The organism is Candidatus Cardinium sp. TP (assembly GCF_025215055.1).
In the GTDB taxonomy this organism is placed as follows: Bacteria; Bacteroidota; Bacteroidia; order Cytophagales; family Amoebophilaceae; genus Cardinium.
This window is the reverse complement of record NZ_JANAVR010000030.1, coordinates 1-11,937: the sequence shown is the minus strand read 5'-3', so window position 1 is coordinate 11,937 and position 11,937 is coordinate 1. Positions and strand designations below refer to the sequence as shown.

The 11,937-nt window shown below is 40.6% G+C and carries 8 protein-coding genes, 1 tRNA gene and 1 pseudogene; 2 read left to right on the top strand and 8 right to left on the bottom strand.

All coding sequences use genetic code 11. The features are described 5' to 3' along the window. Positions 1 to 281 (top strand): annotated as a pseudogene (locus NLX65_RS03945) (Rpn family recombination-promoting nuclease/putative transposase); the annotation flags it as partial. Between the two features lie 115 nt (positions 282 to 396). Further along, positions 397 to 615, top strand: coding sequence for a hypothetical protein (locus NLX65_RS03940; protein WP_260537405.1), 219 nt, complete (start codon positions 397 to 399; stop codon positions 613 to 615). A gap of 136 nt (positions 616 to 751) precedes the next feature. Here the strand turns inward: NLX65_RS03940 and NLX65_RS03935 are convergent, their stop codons facing one another. The 8 genes from NLX65_RS03935 to ftsA form a co-directional block, all read right to left on the bottom strand. Next, positions 752 to 1,084 carry an ankyrin repeat domain-containing protein gene (locus NLX65_RS03935; protein WP_312025859.1) on the bottom strand — a complete coding sequence of 111 codons (333 nt, stop codon included), beginning with the start codon at positions 1,082 to 1,084 and terminating at the stop codon, positions 752 to 754. Between the two features lie 223 nt (positions 1,085 to 1,307). Further along, positions 1,308 to 2,315: a UDP-3-O-(3-hydroxymyristoyl)glucosamine N-acyltransferase gene (gene lpxD / locus NLX65_RS03930; protein ID WP_260537401.1), complete on the bottom strand. Its 1,008-nt coding sequence runs from the start codon at positions 2,313 to 2,315 to the stop codon at positions 1,308 to 1,310. A gap of 74 nt (positions 2,316 to 2,389) precedes the next feature. Next, entirely contained in the window at positions 2,390 to 3,253 is an 864-nt protein-coding gene (locus NLX65_RS03925; protein ID WP_260537399.1) for an Rpn family recombination-promoting nuclease/putative transposase, read from the bottom strand. Positions 3,254 to 3,327: 74 nt separating this feature from the next. Further along, positions 3,328 to 5,235, bottom strand: coding sequence for a threonine--tRNA ligase (gene thrS, locus NLX65_RS03920; protein ID WP_260537397.1), 1,908 nt, complete (start codon positions 5,233 to 5,235; stop codon positions 3,328 to 3,330). 113 nt (positions 5,236 to 5,348) lie between these two features. Then, entirely contained in the window at positions 5,349 to 8,465 is a 3,117-nt protein-coding gene (secA, locus tag NLX65_RS03915) for a preprotein translocase subunit SecA (protein WP_260537395.1), read from the bottom strand. Positions 8,466 to 8,519: 54 nt separating this feature from the next. Further along, a tRNA-Phe gene (locus NLX65_RS03910) sits at positions 8,520 to 8,592 on the bottom strand. A 110-nt stretch (positions 8,593 to 8,702) separates the two neighbouring features. Next, on the bottom strand, positions 8,703 to 10,118 hold the full coding sequence (ftsZ, locus tag NLX65_RS03905) for a cell division protein FtsZ (protein WP_260537393.1): 1,416 nt from the start codon (positions 10,116 to 10,118) through the stop codon (positions 8,703 to 8,705). Between the two features lie 75 nt (positions 10,119 to 10,193). After that, a complete protein-coding gene (gene ftsA / locus NLX65_RS03900) occupies positions 10,194 to 11,498 on the bottom strand; it encodes a cell division protein FtsA (protein WP_260537391.1) in 1,305 nt (434 codons plus the stop codon). Between the last annotated feature and the right edge of the window lie 439 nt (positions 11,499 to 11,937).

Here is an 11,937-nt window from a genome sequence, read left to right as displayed (position 1 = left end):
TAACTTATGAGAAAGAGATCAAGCGTATTATGGATAATCAAGCAGTAGAAGACTATATGAAAAACCAAGCAAGACAAGAGGGTAAGATAGAGGGTAAGATAGAGGGTAAGATAGAGGGTAAGATAGAGGGTAAGATAGAGGGTAAGATAGAGGGTAAGATAGAGGGTAAGATAGAGGGTAAGATAGAAATCGCTCAAGCTATGCTTCAAAAAGGATATCCTATAGATGACATTGTCCTTCTTACTGGCTTATCTTCTTCTCATATTGAGCAACTTATATGATTATAGGTATGGATTTTATAAATCCATACCTATCAATTTTTCCACCTATTTAGTATATGCACACGCAATGACATCAACTTAAGGTAAGATCAGATTGTTTCATTATTTTTACTGCGTGCTAGGCTTTTATCAGTGGCCCCATGCACGGAGCAGTATACTCACCATCTACTTGGTATCTATTCAACTCACTGGTTTTTGCGTTAAAAGAAAACCGCCCCTTTTAGCACTTTCTGCAGCTGTTTTTCTATCCATCTATCAACTCGAGCTTTCCAATCGAAATATTTTACAAGACACATTTTTTTATTTGGGGTTACGTGACTATAATGTTGAATAAAATTATAAATCATTTTTAACAGCTCTCGATTATTTTGCATCTTGGCTAGGTCTATAACACAGTATGGCCACCTGCATTTTTTATAGAGATCAATTTTTCCTGATTGCAGCAATGCTTGCACTACTTCTAGATGGCCCTAATAAACGGCCAAATGCGCAGGGGTCCAGTCGCGACACTCTTGTAGATTGACATTAATATTTCCTACCTTCAGCAATTTCTGAACCATTTCTACATTTCCATCGTAAGATGCTATATGCAAAGGAGCTCGACCATCTTTACTTTGTACATTAACATCAATACCTGAGTTAGTAAATCCTAATAAGGTATCCATCGCTAGGTCAAGGCAACGTTCAACTGCCAGATGCAAAGGAGTAAAACCATCATTATCTTGTATATTGGGATTAATACCTACTGCCTGTAGTAAAATGCAGATCCCATCTAACAAATTATCTTTAACGGCCAAATGCAAAGCAGCCCAGCCACATTATAATTAATAAACAAAATTTAGAAAAAGCAAAAATGCCATCCGTTCAGTCAATGGGATCAACTTAAAATATATATTTTATTGATTATCAAGAAAAGTACCGTATAAATGTATTAGGAGTATAATGGCACTTAGCCATTCATAAAACAGTTATTATACGTTTGCATTAAAACATACCTTACCTTGATCAGCAAAACTGCAGAGGTCCCTACGTTTTTCTTTCTGGTACCAGCTTTTTAAATTGAGCATAGCAAGCTAAGAATTTTTTATGTTCAAAAGCAGGTGTACCGGAAAGGGTAATATGGCCTTTTGGAAAAGAGCGGGTAATGCCGGCTCGACCAATGGCTGTGATATGATCGCCTAAATGAAGGTGACCGGCAATACCTGTTTGCCCCCCCAATCGACCATAATCACCTATCTTAGTGGATCCAGCAATCCCTACCTGTGCCGCAATACCGGTGTGCTTGCCGATTTGCACATTATGAGCCACCTGGACGAGGTTATCTATTTTCGTTCCTTTGCCTACTAGGGTGCTACCTACCGTAGCCGCATCTATGGTGGTATTGGCACCAATTTCCACCTCATCCTCTAAACGTACCTTACCAACCGAAGGGATCGCTTTGTAGCTGCCATCTGGATGGGTTAAAAAACCAAACCCCGCACTACCCACTACGGCACCAGCATGGATGACACATCGGCTACCTATTTCCGTATAGGCGGCTATTTTAGCCCCACTATAGAGTACGGTATGGTCTCCAATGGTTACATAGTCGCCTACATAGACATGTGGATACAATTTTACCCCTTTGCCTATGACCACATGGTGGCCAATATAGGAAAAGGCACCTCGATAAATATTTTCTCCTACCTGAACTGCTTTGCCTATATAAGAGGGAAATTCTATACAGGACTGCATAGCCATTCTCTGCTGCTGCACTTCCTCGATAAGCAGGAAAAAAGTGCGATATGGATCTTCAACGCCAATCAAGGCAGCTGCTACTGGTGCAACAGGTGTAAAATCTTTAGCTACTAAAACAGCAGAAGCTTGGGTCCGATAAAAAGCAGCGGTATATCTGGCATCGGCAAAAAAACCAATCCCTCCGGGTGATCCATCGTCTAATGTACAGAGATGGGTTAAAGTGGTCTCTGGACTACCAGTTAAGCATTTTCCGTTAAACCGATCGGTTAATTCTGATATGGTCCATTGCATGGTCATGATTTTAGGAATAGATTACCTTACCTGTGCGTGATAAACTGAAAAACAACTACTTGTGATCACATGTAGTTAGCCTATATGAGTTGCTTTATTTGTTGGATGGATAAACCTGTAAAACGCACAATCTTGTCTACAGTCTCGTCTTCTTGTAGCATTGCCTTAGCGATTGCTATGTTTCTTTGCGCTTCCCCTATTTGGATGCCTTCGTTTTTAGCTTTTTCTATTGTACCCGCTTCTATTCTCAACCATTTCAAGCGGTCCTCATAGGCCATGCTTTCCTCCTCTGTAAAGTTTAACGTTTCTAAAACATGCAAAGCTTTTTTTAGGCTGTTGCTAGCGAATGGCGCTGGTAAGTCATCCTTATTAAGTAAATCATTACGGGTCAAAAAAGCGGTCCAAATGTCTAGCGCACTCTTGATCTTTTGCAATAGGGTGTCTAGCGTTTCCTTGGGATCATTACTGAACTTAACCAGCTCTATGGTATGCAATTCTAAATCGTAAAAGTAGACCATACCACTCTCTTTTTCAGTAATATGGAATACATTATGGTACTTTCGACTATCGGTTATAGAAGTAAAGTTAAGGATATGAATCCCTATTGCTTTATTTAAAGTGGAATAAGTCTGTGAAACCTTTAATTGATCTGTATACAACTTAGCCCAGTAATACAAGGCACGTTTGTCATAATCTGCTTCATCTGTGATTTGAATCTCTATATTAAACCTTTTCCCTGTTTCACTTACGGCTTTTACATCTAGTATAGATAACTTATCCGTTCTAAAATTTTTAGGGTTATAAGGGTTTAAGAGGGTCACATCTACCACTTGATCTGCTGGTGAAACCGTAGCATTGATCAAGGCAATCAGCAGATCCTTATTTTCTTCTACACCAAAGATTTTTTTGAAGGCTAAATCGACTTTTGGGGTGATCTTTTCCATAGCTTATTTACTTTATATAGACATCATCCAATTATAGGCATGGCCTAAATTAGAATATCTATGCACGACATGGGTTAGTAAGGCCTAGCTACCTCTGCACAAACTTGCTGGATAAAGTCATGTAAAGCCATACTGATTTGCCCATCTGGTTGGCGTACAGCAACGGTTGTACTGGCCATTTCTTTTTCTCCTACTACTAGAATATAAGGAACCTTGCGCAAGGTGGTTTCACGAATTTTTTTTCCAATGGTTTCATTTCGGCTATCTAATGTGGCTCGAATACCCTTTTCTAATAGCTTTTGCGCTACAGTTGCGGCATAACCATTATATTTCTCAGAAAGCGATAAAAGGGCTACTTGTTCCGGCGCGAGCCAGAGCGGGAATTTGCCACCTGTATGCTCAATAAGGATAGCTATAAATCGCTCCAAGGAACCGAATGGTGCACGATGGATCATAACGGGTCGATGCTTCCCGCCATCAGCGCCGATATAGGTCAAATTAAAACGCATAGGCAATTGGTAATCCAACTGCACGGTACCCAATTGCCAACTACGCCCCAACACATCCTTTACCATAAAATCGACTTTTGGACCATAAAAAGCTGCTTCCCCAAGCACAACAGTGGTTTCTAAACCTTTTTCTTGGGCTATGGTTTGAATCGCTGCTTCGGCCAAATCCCAGTCTGCCGCCTGACCGATATATTGATCCTTATTAGGGTCTCTAAAAGAGAGTTGCGCGGTATAGGTTTTAAAACCCAACAAACCAAATATATAAAGGACCAAATCAATTACTTTAGCAAATTCTTCTGCCACTTGGTCGGAACGGCAAAAAATATGGGCATCATCTTGCGTAAAACAACGGGTTCGAGTTAAACCATGCAAAGCACCATGTAACTCATACCGATAAACGGTTCCAAATTCTGCCAAACGGATGGGCAGTTCTTTATAAGAACGGGGTGCACTGTTGTAAATCTCACAATGATGGGGACAATTCATTGGCTTTAAGAGATATTCCTCTTCTGCCGTACGAATGGGTTGAAAACAATCCGCTTGATACTTTTCATAATGGCCAGAGGTGATATACAATGCCTTATGGCCAATATGAGGGGTAATCACCGGCTGATAGCCACGCTTGATTTGCTCTTTTTTAAGGAATTGCACCAAGGCATCACACAATAACGCACCCTTAGGCAACCAGAGCGGTAGGCCCAGTCCTACCTTCTCAGAAAAAGTGAATAAGCCAAGTGCTTGACCTATTTTTACATGACTTCTTTTTTGGGCTTCTTCTCTAGTATATAGAAAATCAACCAATTCTTTTTTAGTTGGAAAGGTGATGCCATAGATACGGGTAAGCTGTTTATTTTTTTGATTACCCCGCCAGTAGGCGCCTGAAACATTTAAAATTTTAACAGCCTTCACCCAGCCAGTATGGGGCAGATGGGCCCCTTTGCATAGATCTATAAAATCACCTTGCTGGTAAAAGGTAATGGTCCCATCCGCTAGCCCTTCTAGTAGTTCTAACTTATACGGGTCTTCTTTTTTAGTAAAAAAGTCAACCGCTTCTTGTTTGGAAACCGCCCGACGGATAAATGGATCTTTTCGCTGCGCCAGCGTAATGATTGTTTTTTCTATGGCCTCTAGGTCTAAGGTATCAGCAGCATGGGCACCTAAATCTACATCATAATAGAAGCCTTGCGCGATGGGAGGACCTATACCAAATTTAACACCAGGATAAAGGCATTCCAAAGCTGCTGCCAAAAGGTGGGCAGAAGAGTGCCAAAAGAGTTGCTTGCCTGCATCGTCTTCCCATCTAAGGAAACGAATGGTGGCATCTATTTCAATAGAACGCGCAAGATCATAGACTTCTTCATTGACCTGAACGGCTAAAATATCCATGGGCACTCCTACTTGTTGGGCAATAGCTAAACCGGTACTCCCCTTGGGAAATGACCTTTCTTGGCCATCTATTAGAATATGAATCATTTTATTGTGTCATCTGTTGATATATGAATGCATAACGCAATGCCTATCAGCTGTATGAACGTGTATTCAGTAGTGTATGCGCAACTTTATAAGTAGGACATCCATGATACCTGTTACTCTTTTTTACCTACTTGCGCGTCTGGATCAACTTTTAATGGCAATTGTACATAAAGGGATGCATGAAACAAAAAAGAAATAATTTCTTGGCTTACGGTAGCCATAAATTTTCTAAATAAGTGGTAGGCTTCAAACTTAAAGGTTATAATCGGATCTTGCCTTTCATAAATCGCATTTTGAACCGATTGCTTTAAATCATCCATGACCCGTAAATGACTTTTCCAATGTTGATCAATGACATGCAGGACAACCATGCATTCTAGGTTTTTAATGAGCGCTCTGCCACGAGACTCCATAAAGGAAGTAGAGTAAGCTGTAGCGCTAATATATATTTTTCCATCAAAAAAGGGGGCTTCAAAACGCTCCCTATTGCCTACAGTAGATGCTGTAAAATAGGAAAATAACTGCTTTTGCAATGCTGTAGTGCGCTGGTAATATACCTGTATCAGCTGCTGATAGATAGCCTCTATCAGCACTTCTTTCTTTTTACCTTCAAAAAATGATGCTGCAAAGGTTTCGCCAAATACAGTGGAAAAAATGGGGTTTAAAAAACTGGCTTCTTGTTTATTATCTTCATGCTCTATGATATTATTAACGGTATCATAGAGCATATTCATAATATCGACCTCCACGCCTTTAGCCAATAAGGCATGATTACGCCGCTGATAAACGGCACCACGATGGGTACCCATTTCACGATCATACTCTAATAAACGTTTGCGCATCGCAAAGTTGTTCTGTTCTACTTTTTTTTGTGCCCTTTCGATAGACCTACTCACCATACTATGTTGAATCACCTCCCCCTCTTCTAAACCAATTCTATCCATTATAGCGGCAATTCTATCAGAGCCAAAGAGTCGCATTAAGCTATCTTCTAGAGAAAGAAAAAACTGCGAAGAACCTGGATCGCCTTGTCGTCCAGAGCGGCCACGCAACTGCCTATCTACACGCCTTGACTCATGGCGCTCTGTACCAATAATGGCCAACCCACCAGCCTCTTTTGAGGGTTGGGTCAATTTAATATCGGTACCACGACCCGCCATATTGGTGGCAATGGTAACGGTACCATCAATACCAGCTTGTGCCACTATTTCTGCTTCTTTTTGATGGTGTTTTGCATTTAAAATCTGATGGGGAATTTTACGAAAAGCAAGCATCTTACTGACCAATTCAGATATTTCTACAGAAGTAGTACCCACTAAAACCGGCCTTCCTTGACTCGATAAGGCGACAATTTCTTCAATGATGGCATTAAATTTTTCCCGTACTGTTTTGTAAATCTTATCTTCTCTATCTTCCCGTAACAGTGGCCTATGGGTAGGAATAGGTACTACTGCAAGGCCATAAATATCCCAAAATTCCTCTGCATCTGTTTCCGCTGTACCAGTCATACCCGCTAATTTATCATACATATGAAAATAGCTCTGAAGGGTAATGGAAGCATAGGTTTGAGAAGGTTTTTCAATCTTAACACCCTCTTTGGCTTCTAAAGCTTGGTGTAGACCATCTGAATACCTACGGCCGTCTAATACGCGCCCGGTTTGTTCATCTACAATTTTTACTTTACCCTTGGCTACAATATAGGCGACATCTTTTTCAAATAAGGCATATGCTTTTAACAACTGATGCAAAGCATGAATGCGTTGTGCTTTTACCTTATAGGTTTGCTGAAAATAAGCACGCTTAGCTAAACTTTCTTCATGGGTCAAAGCCGTATCATTCTCAATAGCTGCAATATGGGCGGCTACATCTGGTAATAGAAAGAAAGAGGGATCGTTTTCTTGCTCCGTTAAATAGGTAAGCCCCTTTTCAGTAATCTCAACATTATTGTGCCTTTCATCAATAGAAAAGAAAAGAGGTTGGTCTGCTTCAGGCATCATCTTCGCATTTTCCTGTATGTAATAAGATTCTACATTATCCAGGATCTGGCGCATCCCTTTTTCGCTAAGAAACTTAATCAAAGGTTTGTATTTAGGCAACCCCCTATAGGCACGAAAAAGGGCGAGCCCTCCCTCCTCTACGTTACCTGCTTTGATTTTTTGCTTTGCTTCTTGCAACAGCTTAATCACTAGCTCCTTTTGTAGTCCATAAACGTGTCCAATTTTAGGCGCCAACTCTTTATAAATATGCTCATCACTCTCTTCTACAGGACCTGAAATAATAAGTGGTGTTCTAGCATCATCGATCAGTACAGAATCTACCTCATCTACAATAGCAAAATAGTGCGCACGCTGTACCAAGTCACTGGCATCTGTTGCCATATTGTCCCTGAGGTAATCAAAACCAAACTCATTATTGGTACCAAATATAATATCTGCTTGATAGGCACGTTGTCGCTCGATGGAGTAAGCAGGGTAGTTATCTATGCAGTCTACCGTAAAACCATGAAACTCAAAAATAGGTGCCATCCATTCCGCATCTCTCTTGGCTAAGTAGTCGTTTACCGTAACCACATGCACACCTTCATTGCTTAATGCATTTAAAAAGGCAGCTAGTGTGGTAATCAGCGTTTTACCCTCACCAGTAGCCATTTCAGCTATTTTCCCTTGATGCAAAACCATCCCACCTATCAATTGCACATCATAGTGAACCATTGCCCAAACAACGATGTGTTCACTTACGGGCCATCTATTTTGCCAAATGGCTTGATTGCCCGCTATGGTTACATAAGGCTTACGGGTAGCAATGGCTTGATCATGGTCATTGGCAGCAACCCTTAACTGGCTATGATCCTTAAAACGGCGCGCAGTTTCTTTTACAATGGCAAAGACCCGCACCAATACCTGATCTAAAATGGTAGCCAACGCTGATTTATGTTGTTTTTTTAACTGCTCCAAACGCTTATACCCCTCTAGGCTTGCATGCGCAATAGCCAACGCATCGGTCAGCTGCTCATCCGTTGACCTACTGAGTCGCTCTATTTCAGATGTAATAGGTTGCAAATATGTAGCGATCTCTTGGCGAATAGCCCTAACTTCTTCCCGTAATTGATCATGGGAAAGAGAGGAGAATAACTGACAATTTTGATTGATCTCAGCTACTTTTTGATTATAAAAACGGCGTTGTTTCTCTTTCTTGGAAGTAAAAAATTTAGAAAAAAGTTGATTCAGCATCTTGGTATGGGTAATAAACGCGTTTGGCAAGCAGTATACTGTACAGGTATAAAGTGGTGATGAGAGGACTCGAACCTCCGGCCCACGGATTTTCAGTCCGATGCTCTACCGACTGAGCTACATCACCAACGTAATTAAGGGATAGGCAATTTAAGCATTTTAAAAAATTTACACAAATGCATCAAGCATCTTTGGCTTACTTTTTTCACAGCGGATCCGACTGCATATCTGCTCCAGTTATGAAGCAGGGCTATCTAATATATCATCTAATCGATAACGCGTCCACTTTTTTTGGGTCTCTACATCTACAGGGTCGAGTGCTACTTTTTTTCTTACATAAGTCGGAATCTCTAACTGTTCTTTTACATAACGATCTTCCCAGCTTCTGGGTGGTGTGCCAGGTTTGGCATGCGTAGACACCGCATGCCCATATGGGCAACTTGTTTCCAGCGCTACTTCCTGAGGCGCACCAAAAGGTAAGGGTAATTGTACCGCAGGTTCTTCACCAGCTTCCTTTGTCTTCTTTTTAGGAGATTGTAAGGTTACCTCTACCACTGATTTGGCCGCATCAGCAGCCAATCCCTGCTTGCTAGATGGTGGATGATGGGACATTTCAGCACCAAGGTGCATTATATGCGGCTTTGGATCCTCAAACAGATGGTAATTTTCCACCTCTTCTTCTCTATTAAACCCAGTAGCAATAACCGTTACCCTAATGCTTTCTGACATTTCTGGATCAGAACCATGACCAAAAATCATTTCCGCATCATTGCCCGTCTGCTCTTGTATATAATTGGTAATAATGGTTAACTCATCCATTTGTAGCTCGGCTGCTTTACCAGAAACAATAGATAAGAGGATCTTTTTTGCACCCCGGATATCTGTATAGTCTAACAAAGGTGAGGCCAGTGCAGTTTCAGCCGCCTGTAATGCCCTGCCTTCACCCTCCGCTTCACCAGAGCCCATAACCGCTGCCCCTGCATTTTGCATTACCGTCTTGACATCCTCAAAATCTACATTTACATAACCAGGTACCGTAATAATCTCCGCAATGCTTTTGGCAGCAGTGGTCAACACATTATCTGCCTCTAAAAACGCCTCACTAATAGAAAGGCCCCCTAATATGGCTTGTATTTTATCATTTAAAATGATAAGAACGGTATCACAATGTTTCCGCAATTCATTAATGCCTTCTTGGGCTTGCAAATGCTTTTTTTTACCTTCAAATGAAAAAGGGAGCGTCACAATACCAACCGTTAAGATACCCTGCTTACGGGCAATACTAGCAATTACAGGGGCCGCGCCTGTTCCGGTTCCACCACCCATACCAGCGGTAACAAAAAGCATTTTTGTCTCATCGTCCAATAATTCTCGAATGCTTTCTTTACTTTCTAGTGCAGCATTACGCCCTACCTCTGGATTGGCACCAGCGCCTAGCCCACTGGTAAGTGCCGCGCCAATTTGAAGCTTGATGGGTATAGGGCTACTCTGTAACGCTTGCACATCTGTATTACAGATAATAAAGGAAACATCTTTAATCCCCCGCTTATACATATTGTTTACGGCATTACTTCCCCCACCACCTACCCCTATTACTTTAATAATAGATTTGTGGTGAGCAGGCAGATCAAACTTATAGGTAATATCCTTCATAATTTACACAACGAGGTACGGAAACTACCTATATCTAGGCAGTTAAACGGGTTCCGGAAGCAGTCTAGTGTCCTACTAATTGTCATCATAATCATCTACTAAAAAAGCTTTCGTTTTGGTAATCATGCGTGCAAAAGAAAAACTACTTTTTTTTGATTTTTTAATATTTTTTTTCATAAAATTCAAGTCAGCAGATTGCGCTGCTCTATAGTAGGCTTCCCTGTAATCCAATGTTTTAAATCCAGCTAAAGCAAGCCCAACAGCAGTGGCATAGCTAGGATCACGCAATTGTTTTCTACTACCCTCTTCTAAATACTCATCTGGAAAACCCAAACGGGTATCCAAACCCGTTACTTGCTGAAGGATGGATTGCATACCGGGTAAATTAGCGCTTCCACCTGTTATGACCATCCCAGCAACTAGTTTGTCATAAAAACCAGAACGTATCATTTCTTCATAGACAAATGTGACGATTTCTTCTACACGTGCTTGTATAATTTTATTTAAATGACTAATCACCAACTCTTTCGGTGCACGATTACGCAATCCTGGAATGGTTACTACTGCTTGAGCAGCCAAAGCATCGGGTGCAACGCTACCAAATTTTACCTTTAATAAGTCTGCTTGTCGCTCCATAACCATACAACTTTGTTGGATATCTGAAGTAATCATATGGCCGCCAAGTGGAATGGTAGCAGTATACCGAATAATGGCATCATAAAATATCACCAGGTTAATCATACTGTCCCCAAAATCAATCAAACAGACCCCTGCCTCTTTCTCTTCATCACTCAATATAGCCAAACTAGCCGCTAACGCAGAAGCGATAACCATATCTACTTCTACACCAGCTTTTTTAATACATTTATGTATGTTTTGAATGGCATGCGTTTTAGCCGTAATGATATGAAAATTAGCCTCTAATTTCACACCTGACATACCTACTGGATCCTGGGTTATAATTTCATAATCTATGGTATAGGCCTGCGGCATGGCATGCACAATTTCCGTACCTAGGGGAGGCACAATGCGATACATATCACCCGTAAGCTTTTTGATATCTTCCACTGTAATTTCTTCTTCTACCGAATCCCTCGTAATGCTACCATGGTGGCAGGCACCTGTTACATGCTTGCCAGAAACATTCACGTTTACAATATTGATATTGATACCAGAATCCTCTTCAGCAGCTTGTAGTGCTTGCTTGACCGCCATAGCTGCTTTATCAATATTCACAACCATACCACGTACCACCCCATCTGAAGCTGCACTGCCCATACCTAAAACCTCAAGTTTATTGGCATCATACTGGCTTTGTGCGCCTATAACTACACAAATTTTACGGGTACCTATGTCAAGACTAGCAATAATTTCTGACATGTCTAAAAGGATATATGGTGATCATACTGCGTCTAAAACAGGAGTGGATAGATCAAAATTTAGCCAATCCTACGTTACGGACTAATAACAAATGGCGCATATTAAACATAGCAATTTATTAAAATTTATCCGAAATAAATTAGGCTAAATGGATTTCCTCTGGATTATAAAAGTATTTACAAAACTTATTGACGTATCAAAAAATAGCAACCTTTACACAAAGTTATGCAATAACAAGTTAAAAAGTGGCCTGATCAAAAAAACCCATTTTAGTATTGCAAAAATAAAAAAAATATGTAGTATAACATTTACTGTAGTAGTCAAGATTTAATCTGACAGGCAGTAAAAATTTAAGTATTAAAGTTGTCCGTTAAGTTAAATGTGTCAGTTAGGTTGTTAAGATAAGCGATTTGATTATTTTTTTCAAAGACTAATTTTT